Origin of the sequence: Pantoea sp. AN62 (genome assembly GCF_050432985.1) — a bacterium.
Classification (GTDB): Bacteria; Pseudomonadota; Gammaproteobacteria; order Enterobacterales; family Enterobacteriaceae; genus Pantoea; species Pantoea brenneri.
Map to the genome: position 1 here is coordinate 123230 of NZ_JBNPYB010000007.1, position 20511 is coordinate 143740.

Genomic DNA, 20511 nt, shown 5'->3' on the forward strand with positions numbered 1-20511 from the left:
TGTGTATTTGGTTGTATTTGTGTATTTGGTTGCATTTTTAGCGCAGGCAGGCATGATGGGCTATCAGCCTCAACCACTTCACCTCGCAACGGGAGTTATCATGGCCACGCGTTCCACTATTATGGATACCAACAGTTTTCGGGCCGAACATGCGGATGCGCTGGATAGCGACACCCGTAAAATGACCGAAAAACGCAGCAAAGTGCTCGGCGAATCCTATCGCCTGTTCTATCGCAAGCCGGTGCATCTGGTGCGTGGTGAGGGGCAATATCTGTGGGACGCGGCCGGCGACAAGTATCTTGACGTCTATAACAACGTGGCGAGCATCGGCCATTGCCATCCGGCGGTGATTGAGGCGGTGACGCAGCAGATGAAAATGCTGAACACCCACACCCGTTATCTGCATGAAAATATCCTCGATTACAGCGAAGCGTTGCTGGCCACCACGCCCGCGGCGATCGATCGCGCCATGTACATGTGTACCGGCTCTGAGGCTAACGATCTGGCGATTCGCGTGGCGCGCGCCTTTAGCGGCGGCAGCGGCATTATCGTCAGTAAAGAGGCGTATCACGGCACCAGTGAGCTGACCTCCGGTGCTTCGCCGGCGCTCGGCAGTGGACAGCCGCTGGCGGCGACCACCCGGCTGGTGATGCCGCCTGATGCGTATCGGGTTGATGCGCCCGATCTGGGCGAATGGTTTGCCGATCAGATTCAGCAGCAGATTGATGATATGGCTGCGCACGGCATTAAATTTGCCGGTTTTCTGGCGGATTCCATTTTCTCCTCCGACGGGGTGCTGCCGGATCCGCGCGGCTTCCTGAAACGCGCCGTGGACGTGGTGCATGCCAATGGCGGCATTTTCATCGCCGATGAAGTGCAGCCTGGCTTTGGCCGCACCGGTGATGCCTTCTGGGGCTTTGGTCGTCACGATGTAGTGCCGGATATCATTACCACCGGTAAACCGATGGGCAATGGCATTCCGGTATCGGGCCTGCTGGCCAAAAGTGAGGTGCTGGCAGCCTTCAGCGACTCGATTCCTTACTTCAATACTTTTGGCGGTAATCCGGTGGCAATGGCGGCGGCGCAGGCGGTGCTGAACGTGATCACCGAAGAGGGCTTGCAGGAGCATAGCCGCGTAGTCGGGGCGAAACTGCTGGCCGAACTGCGCAGCCTGATGGATCGCTACGACTGCATCGGTGATGTGCGCGGTGCCGGGCTGTTTATTGGCTTTGAGCTGGTCACCGATCGTGACAGCAAAACGCCTGACAAAGCGCTGGCGCTGGACCTGATTGAGAAACTGCGTGAGCATCGGGTGCTGACATCGGTCGCTGGCCCGTATGGGAATGTGCTGAAACTGCGTCCGCCATTGGCGTTCCAGCAGGGCGACATCGACTGGCTGGTCGGCGCGCTCGACAGCGCGCTGCGCGAACTGGGTCGCTGAGTCCAGGCCAGCAGAGCGGCGCTGAGGCTGCCGCCACGTCGCGCAGAAGCAAGGCCAAAGCCGTCTGAAAAGCATCACATCAGGCGGCAGTCTGTAAAAACAACGGGTTGCTTTTGCCGGATTGCTCAAATCCTTATGGTTAATAGGGCATTGATTACCCTTTTACGCTACATGAATTTAACTATAATGATTCGACTGCTTACGCGGCACGTCCCGAATTCGTCGTGCTGCTCAAATACTAAATGGAGAGGAAGAACATGAGTTATTCACTGCCATCCCTGCCTTACGCATACGACGCACTGGAACCGCATTTCGACAAGCAGACGATGGAAATCCATCACACTAAACATCACCAGACCTATGTCAACAACGCGAACGCGGCGCTGGAAGGCACTGAATTTGCCAATCTGCCGGTCGACGAGCTGATCACCAAACTGGATCAGCTGCCAGCAGATAAAAAAGGCCCACTGCGCAACAACGCTGGCGGTCACGCTAACCACAGCCTGTTCTGGAAAGGCCTGAAAATTGGTACCACCCTGCAGGGCGACCTGAAAGCCGCTATCGAAAAAGATTTCGGCAGCGTGGAAAAATTCCAGGAAGAGTTTGAGAAAGCCGCAGCGACCCGTTTCGGTTCTGGCTGGGCGTGGCTGGTTAAAAAAGGCGACAAACTGGCGGTCGTTTCTACGGCTAACCAGGATAACCCGCTGATGGGCGAAGCGATCGCCGGCGTTTCTGGCTACCCAATCCTCGGTCTGGATGTATGGGAACACGCTTACTACCTGAAGTATCAGAACAAGCGTCCTGACTACATCAAAGCGTTCTGGAACGTGGTTAACTGGGACGAAGCGGCAGCGCGCTTTGCTGCTGCTCAGTAAGTCATCTTTGCGTTAACGTGATGATAATAAACCGGTGGACAGGCTCCGCCGGTTTTTTTTCGCCTTAATTCCGGCCAGGCTTAATTAAACCAAAAATAAACAAACCACAGGTTTAAAGCAGGGCGCTTTTTAACCTTATGCCACATTAACCTGCCGTTGATAATGGTTGTTTTATCCTCAGCGACATTCCTGCTAACTGTGTGTCGCTAACTATGTCAATTATAACTACTCACCAGACCCGCACTGATTCATCTGCTTCGCTGTTTTTTCAGTTAATAAGCGGAAAATATATCCCAAATAAGCTCTGGCTGAGCAAGCGTTTTCGGCTGAAATTTGTGTTAAGGAGCTTAATATCGCCACTGACAACGTTGCGTTATTTACATCAGCTGTCGCATTTACCGCAAATCGGGCTGCTGATGAGCACCCAGGGGCTGCTGCCCGCCAAGCTGCACCGCCCTTATCTGCGGGCCGGCATCAGCATTGCGGCGCGTGCACAGGCGATTCTGGATCACTATACCCTGATGAATAATCTGCCGAATCCGGCGTTACGCCAGCTGCTGCAAAGCACCGGTGATAATTTACTGGCGTCGCTGAACGGTAAAAATGACGAGACGTTTTTACTCTCCTGCAGTTCGGGTTATTTCGACCGCGAAGGCGAAGTGACGCTGGTGCTGCGTTATAACAGCGAAATTATTGCCTCGCTCTCCTTCTCGATTATTAACGAGAATAAAAAGCGCACCTTATTAATTGGCGGACTGCAGGGGCCGCGTAAACATATCAGCAATGACGTTATTCGCGAGGCGACCAAAGCGGCACACGGTCTATTTCCGAAACGTCTGTTAATGGAAGTGGTGTTTATTGTGGCACGGCAGTGTGGGGTGGAAAATATCCTGGCGGTCGGCGATGAAACCCATGTTTTCCGGAGCTTGCGCTATCGTCACAGTAAAGGGGATAAATTCTTTGCCAGCTACAGCGAATTCTGGCTGTCGCTGAACGGAAAGGCACGCCGGGATGGGATGTTTACGCTGCCGTTAAGCCTGCCACGTAAAACCCTGGAAGAGATTGCCAGCAAGAAGCGTGCAGAGTATCGCCGTCGTTACCAACTGCTGGATACGCTGGCGGAGCAGGTTGATGCTGCCGCCGGCGAGCACAGGATCGATCAGGCTGCCGCCTGATCGCCCGATCAGAAGGCCGTTTTAGCGAAGCCGGTCATCGCTTGCAGACCCATTTCACGTCCCAGCGCGGTCATTGGATGCACCACAACCAGGCCGCGCACGCTTTTTTTCAGCGCGCCCAGGTTCGCCTGCTCTTTCTTAGTGATTTCGCGGCTGAAGCCCATCTTTTGCAGCTTCTGCGCTTCGGCACTCAGCTTCTCGACGCGCTGATTACGCAGGCGCTCAATCTCAGTGACCAGCGTCTCTTTTTCTTTCAGCAGTGCGCCCAGTTTCTCAACATCACCCGATTCAAGTAACTGTGGCTCTTTGCGGTTAAGGGCGTCCAGCTGATCGCTGAGACGTTTGATTTCGTTCTTTTCTTGCTCTTTCATGACAACAACTCGTTGAGGAAAACAGGCAAAGGATACACCAAATCGGGCGCATATTCCCGGTGAGGTTACAGCGATATCAGGTGCCGGTCTGGCACCTGATAGATTTAATTGGCGGACTTTTTGAAAGCCTGCTTCAGGCTGATGCGGGAGATCAGCTCGGTGAGCGACAGCACCATGGTGGAACGCACCATCTGCAGATAGCGCTGCTGTTGCATGCTGCGCAGCTCCGCATCCTCCGTGTGAAACACCGGCGCAGGTGGCCAGGCGGTCACGCAGTGTAACTCGCCAAACGGCCCGAGAATCTCATCATCGGTAAAGCGGTAATCGCCGGTGTCGTTATTCAGTTCCTCGCGCAGCGCCAGCAGCAGTTCACAATCTTCATATTCGTGCCGGCTGATGACGCCAAGTCCGTAAATCAGCTTGAGGCGCACCGACAGTTCACCCAGCGGACCATTGCCCAGCAGCAGCGGTTCAACGGCATATTTGACGGCGTAATCGTCTTTGCGGAACACCTGCAACACCAGCAAATTGACCGCTTCAGCCAATAGCTCAACGGCGGCGATCAGAAAGCTTCTCACCGAGCGACCGGCGTTCAGGCGCTCAAGCACCCGGTTTTCAAAAGCTTGCTTCTGTTCCATTATTGCCTGCATAGGTTCAATACCGCCGTTGGGCGCAGGCGAACTGCGCCCGGCTTGCGTCACTAACACGCGCGCATTATGCCATAGCGTGCCAGGCGCTCACCACAGAAGCCACCACTTCGCTGTTGGCGTCCAGTCCGGAAATCTCAGCCAGCGTGGCCTGTGGGCCTTTCCCTGCCAGCAGCGCAGCCAGCTCCTGAGCCTGCGGGTCCTGATCGCTGCGATAGTGCATCGCGGCCGCAATACCCTGTACCAGACAATCGTGCGGCAAGCCATACTCCAGCGTACCCAGCGTCGGCTTGATCAGGCGATCGCCCGCGCTCAGTTTACGTAACGGCTGGCGGCCGACCCGCTCAACATCATCTTTCAGGTAAGGATTTTCAAACCGGCCGAGGATTTTCTGGATATAAGCCGCGTGCTTATCGGCGTCAAAATCGTAACGCTTAATCAGCACTGCGCCGCTCTCTTCCATCGCGCCTTTAACAATCGCCCGTACTTTTTCATCAAGGATCGCGTCGCGGATGGTCTGGTGACCCGCCAGCTGGCCAAGATAAGCGGTGATGGCATGACCGGTATTCAGAGTGAACAGTTTACGCTCGACGAAGGCCATCAGATTATCGGTCAGCTCCATGCCTGGAATGGCCGGCAGATCGCCTTTGAACTGGGTTTTATCGACAATCCATTCGCTGAAGGTTTCGACCGTCACTTCCAGCGGATCGGTGCTGCCTGCCTCGGAAGGGGGGACGATGCGATCGACCGCAGAATCAACAAAACCGACATGCTGTTCCAGCCAGGCGTGATACTGCTGCGGCAGTGCTTTCAGCACATGCTGTTTCAGCTGGCTGGTGCCGCGCACCATGTTTTCACAGGCGATGATGTTTAACGGACGGAGATTACCGTTGTCGCTGCGTCTGGCCAGACCGTTGGCAACGCTGGTGGCGATGCGTTCCAGAATCTGCGGGCCAACCGCCGTGGTCACCAGATCAACCTCTGACACCAGCGTGATGATCTCATCGCTGGTGCTGTTTACTGCGCTAACGCCTTTTACTCTTTCCACTTTGGCCTGTTCGCCAACCACATGAACGGGATACTCATGACGCGCGTTGAGTGCATCCAGCACCACCTGATTCACATCAGCAAAAACCAGTTCGATACCTGCATCCGCCAGTAATTTACCGATGAAGCCGCGACCAATGTTTCCTGCTCCGAAATGTAACGCTTTCATAATTTTTGACCCATATCAAATGACGAAGGGGCGGGCACGCCCGCCCCAGGAATCGGGACGGGCCTGACCGCCCCAGGGAAAATAATCCGTTTAAATTACGCGGTGGCCGGTTTGCCTGACAGCAGATCCAGCACGTCCTGCACACGGGTGGTATTGGCCAGCTTTTCAATCACGCTGTCATCATCCAGCGCATTGGTCAGGCTGGTGATCACCTGGATGTGCTCGTTATTGCGGGCTGCAATACCGATAACCAGCCGCGCCACATCTTCCGCATCATCACCAAACTGCACGCCTGCCGGATACTGGCAGAACACCACGCCGGTTTTCAGCACCCGGTCTTTGGCTTCAACCGTTCCGTGCGGCACGGCAATCGACTCACCGAGGTAGGTTGGCGTCAGTTTTTCACGTGCCAGCATCGCGTCAATATACTCTGGCTCAACGTAGCCGCCTTTCACCAGCTGTTCACCGGCAAAACGAATCGCCTGCTCTTTGTTGCTGGCGCTCAGGCCGAGGAACACGTTGTCCGCACCCAGTCTGAACAGGTGCGCGTTGCCTTCGTCGTAGCTGTCTGACAGCGCAGTCTGCACCGTTTCACGGTGGACTTCGCTGCGGTTAGCCGCCACCAGACGGTCGGTCAGGGTGCTGTAGAGCGCGCTGTCGAGGAAGTTGTTCAGCGAGATATGCTGAGCATGGGGCGCCTGGCGAATCGCGCGTTCGGTCAGGTCACGGTGGGTAATCACCAGATCGACATCACCCGGCAGGGCGTTAATCGCCGTGTTGGTTACCGACACGTTGCTTAAGCCGGCATCCTGCACTTTCTTACGCAGCACGCCTGCGCCCATGGCGCTGGAACCCATACCGGCATCACAGGCCACAATGATTTTACGCACGTGGTGCAGCTCAACGCTCATTGCATCGCTGGCAACCGGTGCGCCCGCTGTGGTCTGGCCTTTAGACTGCGCCTTCATATCCTGCATGCGTTTTGTTGCGGCTTCGATATCGTCATCTTCTTTCACTTTGCTGGTTTTCAGCAGGATGGCAGAGACCACGAAGGAGACCGCGAACGCCGCGATGATCGCCGCGATATTGGCGAAGTAAGCGCCTTTTGGCGTCATCGCCAGCACGGCGAGGATAGAACCTGGCGAAGCAGGGGAGACCAGGCCGCCATTCAGCAGCGTCAGGGTGAAGACGCCTGTCATCCCGCCGAGGATCACCGCCAGCAGCAGACGCGGCGCCATCAGCACATACGGGAAGTAGATTTCATGGATGCCGCCGAGGAAGTGGATAATAGCCGCACCGCCCGCAGACTGTTTGGCACTGCCACGACCAAAGAACATGTACGCCATCAACACGCCCATACCGGGACCTGGGTTGGCTTCAATCAGGAAGAAAATCGACTTGCCCGCTTCGCTCGCCTGCTGGATACCGAGCGGTGAGAAGATGCCGTGGTTAATGGCGTTGTTCAGAAACAGGATTTTCGCCGGTTCGACGAAGATGGAGGTTAATGGCAGCAGGTTGTTCTGCACCATCAGGTTCACGCCCGCCGCGAGGATGTGCGACAACCCTTCAACCAGCGGACCGATAGCCAGGAACGCCAGCAGCGCCAGCAGCATACCGATAATGCCGGCAGAGAAGTTGTTAACCAGCATCTCGAAGCCGCTTTTGATTTTGCCGTCGACGACCCGGTCAAACGACTTGATCGCCCAGCCGCCCAACGGACCAGCAATCATTGAGCCGAGGAACATCGGCATATCGGCACCAACAATCACCCCCATGGTGGTGATTGCACCGACCACGCCGCCACGATCGCCGCCGACCAGACGTCCACCGGTAAAGCCGATCAACAGCGGCAGCAGATAGGTGATCATCGGGCCAACCAGTTTGGCTAACGTTTCGTTAGGGATCCAGCCAGTTGGAATAAACAGTGCAGTGATGATACCCCAGGCGATAAACGCCCCGATATTTGGCATCACCATATTACTCAGAAAGCGACCAAAGCTCTGTACTTTGACCTTCACTGATGAGGACATAAACCCACCCCTTATTGAGACGCGCTGCAATAGGAGAGCGCGCTTGTTTTTGTTTAGCCACCCCGGCAATCAGCCGGTGGTATTACTGTATGCAGCCGGACTCTACCACGCGAATATGACGCTGCGTAGCGGCCGAAATAAGTGTGATTCAGATCACGTAATGCGGGTGGTGGCAGGGGTATTTTTAGTGACTATGATCACAAAATTAACTCAGAAGAGTCTTAAGGTGGCGGAATTTTAACCGAAAAACCGGCTTATCTGTGATCATTGTCACATTTTACAGGCGGCAGTTTGTTATGACTCTGTGACTTCGATCACAAATTATTTTTGGACAAAAATGCGCCCGATCACACTTTAGTCAGGCCAGCAGAAAGCAAGGGGAGAGGGGAGACAAAACGGAGTGGGAAAAGGGCAGGCGATCGACGCCTGCCGCTAAATGAGGTTACTGTAAACCACCCTGAACGGCACTTTGTGCCTGGGTCAGCGCCTGGGCATTGGCTGATAAGGTGCTCATCAGCGCGTTATATTGCGAAGCCTGCTCCTGGGTCGGGAACTGCACACCGCCATCGTTAAAGCTGACGCGGGTGCCCTGGGTTTGCAGGAAATCACCGGTCTGTACCGCGGCCTGGCTCAGCGCCTGCAGCTGTGGCAACAGTGGGATAAGCTGATTCGCCGGCACGGTGACCACTTTGTTGTAGGCGGTATCGTAGACTTTTTTCAGATCATCAGACTGCTTCAGGGCCGCTTTGCTGCTGTCCGCCTGCATTTTGGCGCTTTCGATCTGTTGAGTGACAATCACCAGCGCGCTGTTTGCCTGGCGCAGCGAGTCGCGACGATTAAGGTAATCCTGCGGCACGCGAATGGCAGAAAGCTCATCCACCACCGGACGCATACCCTGATCGACCGCCTTATTCGCCTGCTGCGAGAAGCCATACAGGATGGCGTAATCACCGGCAAAATTGCCAAAGCTCTGTTTTTGGTTTTCGCTCAGGCTCGGCAGGTGCTCGCCACTGCGCATTACGGTATTCTGCAGAAAATCGATAAATGCTTTGCGCTGCTCGCCTTCTTTATCACCGCATGCGGTGAGTTGCAGCACGATCAGCGCGCCAGCGACTAAAAACGCGCCGCGCGCCCAGAGGCGTGTGAGTCCTAAAGCCATACGTTCAACTCCTGTCGGTGAAACTGGCTGATGTCCAGGTAAGAATGGCCTAAAGAATAGAACAAACCCGCGTCGCGGCACAATGCGAAACCATCAGTGATATGCAGCCGATCGCGGTTGTCTGTTGCCGGGCAGGATGCGCAACACGGTCGATGACGCTGTGCCGGTCATCCCGGCTGCTGTCCGTCGGTCATCCGCAACCGCAGACCACGGGCAGCATAACGCTTGGCAGCCGCGCTCAGGCGGCCTTAAAACACCACGGCCTGACCATCTTTACGGCTTTCGGTGGCGGCAATATAGAAGCCCTGCGGATCGCGGACAATCGCCTGTGCGCCGCCAAAATTATAGTTACTCAGCGGATCTTCCAGCACCACCTGGTGGCCCATACGGCGCAGGGTGCTGAGGGTATTGCGGTCGAGAGTCGATTCAAACACCACTTCACGGCCCTGTTCCACTCGCCAGCGCGGCGCATCGATCGCGGCCTGCGGATTTTGCCGATGCAGCATAATCCGCAGCGCCAGTTGCAGGTGCCCCTGCGCCTGCATCGGGCCGCCCATCACACCAAACGACATCAGTGGCTGACCCTGACCATCCAGCGCGAAGGCGGGAATAATAGTATGGAACGGCCGCTTGCCGCCCGCCACCACGTTGGGATGATGCGGATCGAGTGAAAAACCCGCGCCGCGGTTCTGCAGGCTGATACCGGTATCCGGCACTACCACGCCCGATCCAAAACCCATGTAGTTAGACTGAATAAATGACACCATCATGCCGCTGGCATCGGCGGTGGAGAGATAGACCGTGCCACTTTGCTGCGGAGCACCAAACGCGTAATCACCCGCCTGTGCCGGATCGATTAACCCGGCCCGCTGGCGGATATAGTCAGCGCTCAGCAGCCGGTCCGCCGGGAACTCAAGGTGATCTTCATCACTGACGTAGCGCGTCAGATCGACCAGCGCCAGTTTCATCGCCTCAATTGACAGATGCAGCCACTGCGGTGAGTCGGGCGCATAGCGGCCAATGTCCCACTCTTCGAGGATACCGAGGGCGATTAAGGTGGCGATGCCCTGACCGTTAGGCGGCAGCTCCTGCACCGATCCGCCGGCAAACGGACGTGACAGTAATTTCACCCAGTCAGCGCGATGCTTGCTGAGATCGTCCAGCGTCAGGGCGGCACCGTGCTCGCGGGCAAAGGCCACCATTTTCTGCGCCAGTTCACCGCGATAAAAGCTTTTCCCCTGGCTCGCGGCAATCTGCTGCAAAGTGCTGGCCTGCGCCGGGTTACGGAACAGTTCGCCGATGCGTGGTGGACGACCCTGCGGGGCAAAACAGTCGCTGAAGCCAGGCTGATGCCGCAGCTTGTCGTAGCCGCGCTGCCACAGCTGGCCAATCAGCGGCGAAACCGGAAAACCGTGGCGCGCATAGTCAATCGCCGGCTGGGCTAAGGTAGTGAGCGGCAGCGTGCCGAAGCGTTGGGCCAGCGCCACCCACGCCGAAACGGCACCGGGCACTGTGACCGACTCCCAGCCGATCTCCGGCATCACCTTATGTCCGGCAAAGCGTTGCAGGTTCCAGGCGGCTGGCGCACGCCCTGAGGCGTTCAGGCCGTGCAGTTCCCGGCCATCCCAGACAATGGCGAAGGCGTCGCTGCCGATGCCGTTGCCGGTCGGCTCGACCACGGTCAGCGCGATAGCCGTGGCGATGGCGGCATCCACCGCATTACCGCCCTGTTGCAGCATTCGAATCCCAGCCTGGGCCGCCAGAGGCTGTGAGGTAGCAACCGCATTACGCCCCATCATCGGCACCCGATGGGAGGCATAACTCACATTAAAATCAACTTCACTCATCACTGTTCCTTTTGATTAACTCTTCTGCCATTCGCAGAATCTCTCCGGTGATGTTGTCGCCCGGCGGCGCACCACGACAGCGCAGCGATCTCGCAGAGATCGTTCGCACGCACCTGCATAAGGCACCCGCGTGGTGACGGCTGCGCCAGCCGCGGAAAAGGTTACGGCAGAGTAAAAGAATTGTTAGCCCACGGATGTGAGCCACGCCGCGGCCGCGCGGCATATCGCCCCAGGACTATTCTTAATTTGATTAACACAGTGAATATAAATGTTTAAGAAGTGAGCCATTGGCGTATATTTTGCACTCGTTCAGGTGGAAGTGTATTTCCTCACAGAATCGACAATATGCCGACAGAAAGCATGACGGCATCCACATTACTACCAAACATAATTTGATTTTTTTGCCGCTTGCTGAGGTACAAAAGATAGTAGCCTCAACTATTTAGTGGCGCTGGAACTTTTCCGGCTAAGAAAAGATAAAAAAATAATTATAAATTGCGCGGCAAATCGTCAGGTCTCTATCCATACTTAGCTTCCCGGCATTTGTTGCATTGACCTGACATGTTTACAAGCAGTGCACAGCAGGCTGTGTCCCGTAGTGGTTTCTCTCATAACAAAAACAAACCCTTGCGGGATACAGCCTGACCAGGCCCGGTTTCAGAGTCTGACTTCAGACTCGTACCTCTCTACTTTCACGTGCTTCATAGTGAGTTTTTAAGGAGTTCTCTATGGAATTAAAAGACCCAATGTTTGAATTGCTCAGCAGCCTTGAGCAGATTGTTTTGACACGTGACAACCGTCCCGCTGAGGTCTCTATTCAACGCCAACCTGCCGTGCCAGAGCCACAGCGTCTGCGCGAAATGACCGGCATGCAGGTTGATGAATTTGCAAAAGTGATGGGCGTAAGCGTTTCTTCAGTAAAAAGTTGGGAAGCCCGACGTACCCGTCCTTCCGCGACAGCACAGAAATTAATGAAGCTGTTGCATGCCAATCCCTATCTGGGTCGGCAACTGCTGGAATAATGAAGAAAAATCCAAAGGAACCCGCCATGGCGGGTTTTTTTTTAGCCTGGCTCGCGGTATCTGGCCGCCTGCTTCTCAAACCAGCTGTCCGGCACGTTGTAGGGTGGCTGTCCCAGCTGGGCAATGCCTGATTCGATAATGGTTGAGGCCTGCTGCCATAGCTGCGCATCACCCTGCTTCAGCAGATCAATCTGCACCCGTTTTTCCACCAGATAGATGCGGGCGAAGTGGGGATCGAAGCGCACGATCGCCCGGGTATTGTCGATGATGTCCGCCAGCTTGATGGTTTGCGCCTCCGGACTGGCGCTGGCGGTATGTCGGAAGTGCGCCAGCTTACGCGCTGCCCGGTTCTTTGCGGATGCCGGTGCGCTGTCGGTCAGCATCTCGACCAGACTGGCGACGCGGGCACCAAACAGCGTGTCGATATCGGCCAGCGTGGTCGGCGTATCTTCAACCGTATCATGAAGCCACGCCGCCGCCAGCAGGGCGTCGTCATCGCTGACGCTGCGGACGAGTTCCGCCACCGCCGCCGGGTGAACAATATAGGGTTCATCGGTATATTTGCGACGCTGACCAGCATCGGCATGGGCCTGCGTTGCGTAGCGTCGCGCGTGTTCTTCCAGTGAATTCTGCATGCGTTTTCCCCTGTTCAAAAAGTTTGCTTGCAATTATCTAGCGCGCTATCTATATTTACCACTATGAACAGTGATCAAGATGACAAAAAAGTGAAAACGATGCCACTGTTGGTCGATCAGCAACTCTGCTTTGCACTTTATTCCGCTAATCTGGCGATGAATAAGGTCTATCGTCAGTTGCTGTCCCAACTCGACATTACCTACCCGCAATATCTGGTGATGCTGGTGCTGTGGCAAAAGGACGATCTTACGGTTTCAGAGATTGGCGAGCAGCTTTTCCTGGATTCAGCCACCCTGACGCCGCTGCTGAAGCGCCTGGAAAGTGCCGGACTGATTATGCGTCAGCGCACCCGCCAGGATGAGCGCCAGGTTGCAGTGACTCTGACCGAGGCTGGCCGGGCGTTGCGCAGTAAGGCGGAATCTATTCCGGAAGCGGTCAAATGCGCGACCGCCTGTGACGATGATGCGTTGCTGGCGCTGAAAGTGCAGCTGGACGGTTTACGCGACAATCTGAACCGATCACGATAAATCTTACTGACGGGCGTACCGCGCCCGTTGAACCTCACCGCCTCATTACCGCGTTACAAGTAGTGAGCGATTAAATAGCGTAACGGAGAAATGTCATGTCTTTAGAACAAGTGGTTTACCGTGCAAAAGCCAAAGCAACCGGTGGTCGTGATGGCCGTGCAACCTCCTCTGACGGTGTGCTGGACGTGAAGCTGGGTGTACCAAAAGAGATGGGCGGTGCTGGTGGTGAAGTGACTAACCCTGAGCAACTGTTCGCTGCGGGTTACTCAGCCTGCTTCCTGGGCGCAATGAAATTCGTCGCCGGCCGTGACAAAATCGCGATGCCGAAAGAGGCGTGGATTGAAGGTGAAGTCGGTATCGGTCCGATCCCGAATGGCTTTGGTATCGAAGCTACCCTGAACATTCATCTGCCAGAAATGGATGAAGCCGAAGCGCAGAAGCTGGTTGATGCCGCACATATCGTTTGTCCTTACTCAAACGCGACCCGCAATAATATCGACGTGACGCTGAACATCATTCGCTAAGCGTATCGCGGGCCAGCTATGCTGGCCCGCTCTCTCCTGTCCGCCCGCCACGCCTTATCCCGCACTTCTGCCTTGTTTGCCTCAGTCGGGATCCGACCGGCAATACCGTTTGTACAAAAAATGTGCTAATCGGCTCGACAAAGATTATTTTCTGGTCTATCAGGTGTCGCCATGTTTTACTGGGCCACCTCGCGTTATAGCCTGTAAATCCGTTCAGAATTCTCCTTCATCTGGTCCGGTCCGCTTATTCAGCGAACTCTGCCGCGTTTCGGTAGTCACATTAAAGATTTGGTAAAGCGCATCATTCCGGGGAAACTCCATTTTTCATGAATTATATTAAAACCTTAACGCAGCAAAAGTTGTCGCTACTGCTCGCGCTCTATCTCGGTATATTATTGAATTTACCGATTTTTTATCGCCGTTTTGACGGTTTCCTGACGAAATCGACGGTGACCAACTGGCTGACTGCCGTGACCGAAGTGGTGGCAATTGTGCTGCTGACTTTCTTCCTGATGCGGCTGCTGTCGCTGGGTGGAAAGTGGTTTTATCGCGTGCTCGCCACGCTTATCGTGCTGATTTCTGTTGCTGCCGCCTATTACATGGCATTTTTTAACGTCGTGATTGGCTACGGCATTGTGGCATCGGTGATGACCACCGATACCGATCTCTCCAAAGAGGTGATTGGCTACCATTTCATCCTGTGGATGGTGCTGGTCAGCGCGCTGCCGCTGTTAATGATCTGGCGTAATAAACTGAGTATGACGCTGAATGAACAGCTGCGTACGCCAGGACAACGCCTGAAACCCACTCTGATTATGCTGATCTGTGTGGCGCTGGTCTGGCTGCCAATTCGGTTTTTCGACAAGCTGCAGAAGAATAATGAAGAGATCACCAACATCGATCTGCCGAGCTACGGCGGTGTGGTGGCGCACTCTTATCTACCTTCGAACTGGCTGGCGGCGGTGGGGCTGTTTGCCTGGACCCGCATAGATGAGTCGCTGAATAGCGAGGAACTGCTCGATCCGGCGAAGAAGTTTACCTACGTCGCACCTGCCGGGCTGGACGACACCTATGTGGTGTTCGTGATTGGGGAAACCACCCGCTGGGATCACATGGGCATGCTCGGCTACGATCGTGATACCACGCCGAAGCTCTCGAAAGAGAAAAACCTGGTCGCGTTCCGCGGTGAATCCTGTGACACCGCTACCAAGCTGTCGCTGCGCTGCATGTTCGTGCGCGAAGGCGGCACCATGGATAATCCTGGCCGTACGCTGAAAGAGCAAAACGTGTTTGCGGTGATGAAAGAGCTGGGCTTTACCTCTGAGCTGTTTGCGATGCAGAGTGAGGTCTGGTTCTACGACAACATCAACGCCAATAACTTTGCTTTCCGTGAGCAGATTGGTTCAGAGAAGCGTAACCAGGGTAAAGCGGTCGATGACATGCTGCTGGTGCCTGAGATGAAGACGTCGCTGGATCGCTTCCCGAAAGGCAAGCATCTGGTCGTGCTGCACACCAAGGGTTCGCACTATCTCTATTCTCAACGTTATCCGCGCAGTTTCGCGAAGTACCAGCCGGAATGTATGGGGGTGGATGAAACCTGTAGCAAAGCACAGTTGATTAATGCCTATGACAACTCGGTGCTGTATGTCGATAGTATGCTCGACAGCGTGCTGGATCAGCTGCGTGATAAGAAGGCGATTGTCTTCTATGCCGCTGACCACGGTGAGTCGATCAGCGAAAATATGCACCTGCACGGCACCCCACGTGAGATGGCACCGCCGGAGCAGTTCCGCGTTCCGATGATGGTGTGGGCGTCAGATAAGTATCTGGCCGACAGCCAGAACCGCAGCAACTTTGAGCGCTTACAGGCGCAGCAGCGCGTCGGCAAAACCCATCGCCACGTAGAATTGTTTGATACCATTCTTGGTTGCCTGGGTTACACCTCGCCAGATGGCGGGATTAATCCGGCCAACAACTGGTGTCAGGCTCCGGCGACCAGCCCGGCGAAACCGCTGTAATAACAACGCCGAATCGGTGAATCGGGTGCGGGATGATCAGCAACCGCGCGCTTTCCAGGCGATTGGCGGCAAAAGCGCAAAAAGCGGTTGACGCTGATCGGGGGTCGCAGTAACATGCGCCCCCATCGGCGAGTAGCGCAGCTTGGTAGCGCAACTGGTTTGGGACCAGTGGGTCGGAGGTTCGAATCCTCTCTCGCCGACCATATTTAAGAAACCTGTCTGAAAAGACAGGTTTTTTTTCGTCTGTTGTAAAAGAGGATGAGGACCTCCGAAGGAGGTTTGAGCCGAGCGCAGTGAGACAACGTTGCTTCAGCAACGGCCCGCAGGGCAGGCTCGCAGAGCCAGGTAATCCTCTCTCGCCGACCATATTTAAGAAACCTGTCTGAAAAGACAGGTTTTTTTTCGTCTGTTGTAAAAGAGGATGAGGACCTCCGAAGGAGGTTTGAGCCGAGCGCAGCGAGACAACGTTGCTTCAGCAACGGCCCGCAGGGCAGGCTCGCAGAGCCCGGTAATCCTCTCTCGCCGACCATATTTAAGAAACCTGTCTGAAAAGACAGGTTTTTTTTCGTCTGTTGTAAAAGAGGATGAGGACCTCCGAAGGAGGTTTGAGCCGAGCGCAGCGAGACAACGTTGCTTCAGCAACGGCCCGCAGGGCAGGCTCGCAGAGCCCGGTAATCCTCTCTCGCCGACCATATTTAAGAAACCTGTCTGAAAAGACAGGTTTTTTTTCGTCTGTAGCAAAAGAGGATGAGGAACTCCGAAGGAGGTTTGAGCCTGCTGATTGGCCCAGTCAGAGTGAATCTGGCCGCAACGAATAAGCTCAAGGCGCCGGGAACACGGGCAGAAGAGGAAAGCGTCCCGCGCCATGGACGGCGCGGGCCGAGCGGCCAGGGATTGGCTTTAGCGTCTTTCCGATCTGACCGTGTTCCCTGAGCAGTCCCGGTTTCAACGCCAGGCAGGCTTCAGGGAGCATACGCCTTCCGCAAAGACGCAAAAGACGCCATCCCTGGCAGGCTCAGCGCGGACCATCCCTGGCCCGCTATGCTTTGCTACAGGCGTATGCTCCCTTCGCTTTACGTCCGGAACCGTATCAGGCGGCCAGGGGTTGGCTTTAGCGTCTTTCCGATCTGGCCGTGTTCCCTGAGCAGTCCCGGTTTCAACACCAGTAAGGCTTCAGGGAGCATACGCCTTCCGCAAAGACGCAAAAAGACGCCATCCCTGGCCCGCTATGCTTTGCTACAGGCGTATGCTCCCTTCGCTTTACGTCCGAAGCAGTAGCAGGCGGCCAGGGGTTGGCTTTAGCGTCTTTCCGATCTGACCGTGTTCCCTGAGCAGTCCCGGTTTCAACGCCAGTAAGGCTTCAGGGAGCATACGCCTTCCGCAAAGACGCAAAAAGACGCCATCCCTGGCAGGCTCAGCGCGGGCCATCCCAGGCCCGCTATGCTTTGCTACAGGCATATGCTCCCTTCGCTTCAGCCTGCTGACAAACCGCAATCAGGGTGAATCTGAGCGTGTTTACTCTGCAGGCATAGGCTTACAGTGAACTGGGCCTTTCTTCTCCTTTACGCTATTCCCGCTTCCCATTGCTGACTGTTCTGTTTGTCGATCTTCCAGAAAGTTCCAATAACAGGCATCCGTAACGCAATCTGCTTTTCAGCCGGGATTAATCCGCTTTTCCCATCGGCAGCCCTTGGCACATCTGCGACGCAGGGATAATTCGTGACACGTTCTTCTTATGACCGAAAGCGGCAAGTTGCTGATTTCTTATGCCTCAATACCAGCATATTCCGCTGGCTGAACGTCATAACGCACGGTGAATCGTTCAGTTATTCAACATTTGCCGGTAAAAGTTTTAAGTTTTTTAGCGGTGAGAATCACTAGCGACAAACTGGCTATCCAGCAGAAAGTCCGGACGTTACGCCAGCGGCACTGTGCTTTGTATGGCTTTTAGCCGAAAAGGGTTTTTTTTACCGTTGCTTGCTATCCCTCACACTCTGTGTAAATAACTAACCGTTGTATTGACGTTCTTTGCAACTGTTGACAAATTGATGCGTCAATAAAGCGCAGTTACGGAATTTTCTGACCGCTTCCACGGCATCAGGAAAAACATAAAAAACCTGACGCGCTTTAGCCACCCGTTCGGTGGTACGCCTGGACCGCATAAAAAAACCAGAGGTCGGGCAATGCACACAACATCACATCACAATGGAGCAAAAGCATGATCAACTCCCTGGCTAAATCCGGGATGCTGAAGGTCGGTCTGAGCCTGATTGCTATGACTGTCGCCGCCGGTGTTCAGGCAAAAACCCTGGTTTACTGTTCAGAAGGTTCTCCGGAAGGCTTTAACCCGCAGCTGTTCACCTCGGGTACCACTTATGACGCCAGCTCACGCCAGATTTATAACCGTCTGGTTGAGTTCACCATCGGCACCACTGAATTACACGCAGCACTGGCCGAGAAGTGGGATGTCAGCGAAGACGGCAAAACCTACACCTTCCACCTGCGCAAAGGCGTGAAGTGGCAGACCACCAAAGATTTCAAACCGACGCGTGAATTTAACGCGGATGATGTGGTGTTCACCTTTGAACGCCAGCTGGATAAAAACAACGCCTACCATGGCGTCTCCGGCGGCAGCTACGAATATTTCGAAGGCATGGATATGCCGAAGCTGATCAGCAAAATTGAAAAAGTGGACGATCATACCGTGCGCTTTGTGCTGACCCGTCCTGAAGCGCCGTTCCTGGCGGATCTCGGCATGGACTTCGCCTCTATTCTGTCGAAAGAGTACGCGGACAACATGCTGAAAGCCGGCTCACCGCAAAAGGTCGACCTGAATCCGGTCGGTACCGGCCCGTTCCAGCTGCTGCAGTACCAGAAAGATTCGCGCATTCTGTATAAAGCCAACCCGGACTACTGGGGCACTAAACCGAAAATCGATCGGTTAGTCTTCTCCATTACGCCGGATGCTTCCGTGCGTTACGCCAAACTGCAGAAGGGCGAATGTCAGGTAATGCCGTATCCAAACCCGGCTGACATTGCGCGCATGAAGCAGGACAAAAACATCAACCTGTATGAGCAGGCTGGCCTGAACGTCGGCTATCTGTCGTACAACGTTGAGAAAAAACCGCTGGATAACCTGAAAGTACGTCAGGCCCTGACCATGGCGGTGAACAAGCAGGCGATCATTGATGCCGTTTATCAGGGTGCAGGCCAGACGGCTAAAAACCTGATCCCACCGACCATGTGGGGCTACAACGACGCCGTGAAGGACTACGCCTACGATCCTGAAAAAGCCAAAGCGCTGCTGAAAGAAGCAGGTATGGCTGACGGCTTCTCCATCGACCTGTGGGCGATGCCGGTACAGCGTCCTTACAACCCGAACGCGCGCCGTATGGCGGAGATGATTCAGTCCGACTGGGCGAAGATTGGCGTGAAAGCCAAGATTGTGACCTATGAGTGGGGCGAATATCTGAAGCGTGCCAAAGCCGGCGAACATCAGACCGTAATGATGGGCTGGACCGGTGATAATGGGGATCCGGATAACTTCCTCGCCACCCTGTTCAGCTGTTCAGCGGCCAAAGATGGCTCTAACTACTCGCGCTGGTGCGATAAATCCTTTGAGGATCAGATTCAGCCAGCACGCGCCACCGCCGATCAGGCCAAGCGCATCGAGTACTACAAGCAGGCACAGGTTGTGATGCATGACCAGGCACCGGCGCTGATGATCGCGCACTCAACGGTCTACGAACCGGTCAGCAAGAAAGTCTCCGGCTACAAAGTCGATCCGCTTGGCGGACACTACTTTGCCCAGGTAGACATTCAGGAATAATTGTTGCCTTTTCCGGGGCGGCCACCCGTCGCTCCGGCTTTATCTCCCTGTTTTACTGGAAACGGTAGAGGCGCAGCCTGGCTGCGTCGCGGTCGGGCCTACCCGATCGTCAGATGTAAGCAATAACTACCCTCGCGGCGACGGTCGCGCGGACAAGAGAGAACCCGGATTATGCTGCAGTTCATACTCCGACGTTTGGGCCTTGTCATCCCAACGTTTATCGGTATTACATTACTCACTTTCGCATTTGTTCATATGATCCCCGGCGATCCGGTGCTGATCATGGCGGGCGAACGCGGTATTTCCCCTGAACGCCACGCGCAGTTAATGGCGCTGTTAGGCCTGGATCAGCCGCTGTGGAAACAGTATCTGAACTACATTAACGGCGTATTACATGGCGATCTGGGCATTTCACTCAAGAGCCGCATCCCGGTATGGGATGAATTTGTGCCGCGCTTTAAAGCCACGCTGGAACTGGGCGTCTGCGCGATGCTGTTTGCGGTCGCGATCGGCATCCCGGTTGGGGTGATGGCGGCGGTTAAACGTGGCTCGATCTTCGATCACACCGCGGTCGGCATCTCCCTGACCGGCTACTCGATGCCGATCTTCTGGTGGGGCATCATGCTGATCATGCTGGTTTCGGTACAGTTCAATCTGACGCCGGTTTCCGGCCGCGTCGGCGACACCGTATTCCTCGATGACACCATGCCACTGACTGGCTTCATGCTGATCGACACCTTTTTCTGGGGTGAGGCGGGTGATTTCCACGATGCGGTGATGCACATGATTTTGCCCGCTATCGTGCTCGGCACCATTCCGCTAGCGGTGATTGTACGTATGACGCGCTCGGCGATGCTGGAAGTGCTGGGTGAAGATTACATCCGTACGGCGCGCGCTAAAGGACTGACGCGGATGCGGGTTATCGTGGTGCATGCGCTGCGTAACGCCATGCTGCCGGTGGTGACCGTCATCGGTCTGCAGGTCGGAACCTTACTGGCCGGCGCGATCCTGACCGAAACCATCTTCTCGTGGCCGGGTCTGGGTCGCTGGCTGATCGAAGCGCTGCAACGCCGCGATTATCCGGTAGTGCAGGGCGGTGTGCTGCTGACGGCGGTACTGATTATCCTGGTCAACCTGCTGGTTGATCTGCTGTATGGCGTGGTTAACCCGCGCATACGTCATAAGAAATAAGGG

General features: G+C 55.2%; 16 protein-coding genes, 1 tRNA gene and 3 other RNA genes. 13 read left to right on the plus strand and 7 right to left on the minus strand.

All coding sequences use genetic code 11. The annotated features are described in order from the left end of the window. Window positions 1–100: 100 nt before the first annotated feature. From FHW04_RS10315 to FHW04_RS10325, 3 genes are all read left to right on the plus strand, one after another. Window positions 101–1441 (plus strand): aspartate aminotransferase family protein, encoded by a 1341-nt coding sequence (locus FHW04_RS10315; RefSeq protein ID WP_031375574.1) that lies wholly within the window; start codon window positions 101–103, stop codon window positions 1439–1441. 257 nt (window positions 1442–1698) lie between these two features. Then, complete coding sequence (sodA, locus tag FHW04_RS10320) at window positions 1699–2316, plus strand: superoxide dismutase [Mn] (RefSeq protein ID WP_031375573.1); 618 nt, start codon at window positions 1699–1701, stop codon at window positions 2314–2316. 212 nt (window positions 2317–2528) lie between these two features. Then, a complete protein-coding gene (locus FHW04_RS10325) occupies window positions 2529–3491 on the plus strand; it encodes a VirK/YbjX family protein (protein WP_089561610.1) in 963 nt (320 codons plus the stop codon). An 8-nt stretch (window positions 3492–3499) separates the two neighbouring features. On the opposite strand, the gene FHW04_RS10330 is transcribed toward FHW04_RS10325, so the two are convergent. From FHW04_RS10330 to FHW04_RS10355, 6 genes are all read right to left on the minus strand, one after another. Further along, complete coding sequence (locus FHW04_RS10330) at window positions 3500–3862, minus strand: YibL family ribosome-associated protein (protein WP_031375572.1); 363 nt, start codon at window positions 3860–3862, stop codon at window positions 3500–3502. A 104-nt stretch (window positions 3863–3966) separates the two neighbouring features. Further along, the gene (gene mtlR / locus FHW04_RS10335) at window positions 3967–4512 is read right to left on the minus strand and encodes a mannitol operon repressor MtlR (protein ID WP_176035878.1); all 546 of its coding nucleotides are present in this window, start codon (window positions 4510–4512) and stop codon (window positions 3967–3969) included. A 64-nt stretch (window positions 4513–4576) separates the two neighbouring features. Further along, on the minus strand, window positions 4577–5725 hold the full coding sequence (mtlD, locus tag FHW04_RS10340) for a mannitol-1-phosphate 5-dehydrogenase (RefSeq protein WP_089561609.1): 1149 nt from the start codon (window positions 5723–5725) through the stop codon (window positions 4577–4579). 95 nt (window positions 5726–5820) lie between these two features. After that, window positions 5821–7755 carry a PTS mannitol transporter subunit IICBA gene (locus FHW04_RS10345; RefSeq protein WP_031375569.1) on the minus strand — a complete coding sequence of 645 codons (1935 nt, stop codon included), beginning with the start codon at window positions 7753–7755 and terminating at the stop codon, window positions 5821–5823. Between the two features lie 442 nt (window positions 7756–8197). After that, entirely contained in the window at window positions 8198–8914 is a 717-nt protein-coding gene (locus FHW04_RS10350; RefSeq protein WP_069728623.1) for a DUF3053 domain-containing protein, read from the minus strand. A gap of 248 nt (window positions 8915–9162) precedes the next feature. Beyond that, window positions 9163–10761 (minus strand): gamma-glutamyltransferase family protein, encoded by a 1599-nt coding sequence (locus FHW04_RS10355; protein WP_089561608.1) that lies wholly within the window; start codon window positions 10759–10761, stop codon window positions 9163–9165. A 728-nt stretch (window positions 10762–11489) separates the two neighbouring features. Between FHW04_RS10355 and FHW04_RS10360 the strand changes: the two genes are divergently transcribed. Then, complete coding sequence (locus FHW04_RS10360) at window positions 11490–11783, plus strand: HTH-type transcriptional regulator (protein WP_089561607.1); 294 nt, start codon at window positions 11490–11492, stop codon at window positions 11781–11783. A 41-nt stretch (window positions 11784–11824) separates the two neighbouring features. Here the strand turns inward: FHW04_RS10360 and FHW04_RS10365 are convergent, their stop codons facing one another. Next, the gene (locus FHW04_RS10365) at window positions 11825–12418 is read right to left on the minus strand and encodes an HD domain-containing protein (RefSeq protein ID WP_031375565.1); all 594 of its coding nucleotides are present in this window, start codon (window positions 12416–12418) and stop codon (window positions 11825–11827) included. A 63-nt stretch (window positions 12419–12481) separates the two neighbouring features. Here FHW04_RS10365 and FHW04_RS10370 point away from each other — a divergent pair, with 63 nt between their 5' ends. From FHW04_RS10370 to dppB, 9 genes are all read left to right on the plus strand, one after another. Further along, the gene (locus tag FHW04_RS10370; protein ID WP_031375564.1) at window positions 12482–12946 is read left to right on the plus strand and encodes a MarR family winged helix-turn-helix transcriptional regulator; all 465 of its coding nucleotides are present in this window, start codon (window positions 12482–12484) and stop codon (window positions 12944–12946) included. A 95-nt stretch (window positions 12947–13041) separates the two neighbouring features. Further along, window positions 13042–13470, plus strand: coding sequence for an organic hydroperoxide resistance protein (locus FHW04_RS10375; RefSeq protein ID WP_031375563.1), 429 nt, complete (start codon window positions 13042–13044; stop codon window positions 13468–13470). A 326-nt stretch (window positions 13471–13796) separates the two neighbouring features. Then, a complete protein-coding gene (gene eptB / locus FHW04_RS10380) occupies window positions 13797–15488 on the plus strand; it encodes a kdo(2)-lipid A phosphoethanolamine 7''-transferase (protein ID WP_089561606.1) in 1692 nt (563 codons plus the stop codon). 126 nt (window positions 15489–15614) lie between these two features. Next, a tRNA-Pro gene (locus FHW04_RS10385) sits at window positions 15615–15691 on the plus strand. Between the two features lie 34 nt (window positions 15692–15725). Beyond that, window positions 15726–15854, plus strand: a non-coding RNA gene (locus tag FHW04_RS10390) — RtT sRNA. 34 nt (window positions 15855–15888) lie between these two features. Then, window positions 15889–16017, plus strand: a non-coding RNA gene (locus FHW04_RS10395) — RtT sRNA. Window positions 16018–16051: 34 nt separating this feature from the next. Further along, window positions 16052–16180: non-coding RNA, RtT sRNA (locus FHW04_RS10400), on the plus strand. Between the two features lie 1526 nt (window positions 16181–17706). Next, window positions 17707–19317: a dipeptide ABC transporter periplasmic-binding protein DppA gene (gene dppA, locus FHW04_RS10405; protein WP_031377818.1), complete on the plus strand. Its 1611-nt coding sequence runs from the start codon at window positions 17707–17709 to the stop codon at window positions 19315–19317. Between the two features lie 171 nt (window positions 19318–19488). Further along, window positions 19489–20508, plus strand: a complete 1020-nt coding sequence (dppB, locus tag FHW04_RS10410) for a dipeptide ABC transporter permease DppB (RefSeq protein ID WP_031377817.1) — start codon at window positions 19489–19491, stop codon at window positions 20506–20508. Window positions 20509–20511: the final 3 nt, after the last annotated feature.

Bases quoted from the DNA above. Each gene is read 5' to 3' on its own strand.
- FHW04_RS10315 (WP_031375574.1), top strand. From the start codon at position 101: ATGGCCACGCGTTCCACTATTATGGATACCAACAGTTTTCGGGCCGAA.
- sodA (WP_031375573.1), top strand. From the start codon at position 1,699: ATGAGTTATTCACTGCCATCCCTGCCTTACGCATACGACGCACTGGAA.
- FHW04_RS10325 (WP_089561610.1), top strand. From the start codon at position 2,529: ATGTCAATTATAACTACTCACCAGACCCGCACTGATTCATCTGCTTCG.
- FHW04_RS10330 (WP_031375572.1), bottom strand. From the start codon at position 3,862: ATGAAAGAGCAAGAAAAGAACGAAATCAAACGTCTCAGCGATCAGCTG.
- mtlR (WP_176035878.1), bottom strand. From the start codon at position 4,512: ATGCAGGCAATAATGGAACAGAAGCAAGCTTTTGAAAACCGGGTGCTT.
- mtlD (WP_089561609.1), bottom strand. From the start codon at position 5,725: ATGAAAGCGTTACATTTCGGAGCAGGAAACATTGGTCGCGGCTTCATC.
- FHW04_RS10345 (WP_031375569.1), bottom strand. From the start codon at position 7,755: ATGTCCTCATCAGTGAAGGTCAAAGTACAGAGCTTTGGTCGCTTTCTG.
- FHW04_RS10350 (WP_069728623.1), bottom strand. From the start codon at position 8,914: ATGGCTTTAGGACTCACACGCCTCTGGGCGCGCGGCGCGTTTTTAGTC.
- FHW04_RS10355 (WP_089561608.1), bottom strand. From the start codon at position 10,761: ATGAGTGAAGTTGATTTTAATGTGAGTTATGCCTCCCATCGGGTGCCG.
- FHW04_RS10360 (WP_089561607.1), top strand. From the start codon at position 11,490: ATGGAATTAAAAGACCCAATGTTTGAATTGCTCAGCAGCCTTGAGCAG.
- FHW04_RS10365 (WP_031375565.1), bottom strand. From the start codon at position 12,418: ATGCAGAATTCACTGGAAGAACACGCGCGACGCTACGCAACGCAGGCC.
- FHW04_RS10370 (WP_031375564.1), top strand. From the start codon at position 12,482: ATGAACAGTGATCAAGATGACAAAAAAGTGAAAACGATGCCACTGTTG.
- FHW04_RS10375 (WP_031375563.1), top strand. From the start codon at position 13,042: ATGTCTTTAGAACAAGTGGTTTACCGTGCAAAAGCCAAAGCAACCGGT.
- eptB (WP_089561606.1), top strand. From the start codon at position 13,797: ATGAATTATATTAAAACCTTAACGCAGCAAAAGTTGTCGCTACTGCTC.
- dppA (WP_031377818.1), top strand. From the start codon at position 17,707: ATGATCAACTCCCTGGCTAAATCCGGGATGCTGAAGGTCGGTCTGAGC.
- dppB (WP_031377817.1), top strand. From the start codon at position 19,489: ATGCTGCAGTTCATACTCCGACGTTTGGGCCTTGTCATCCCAACGTTT.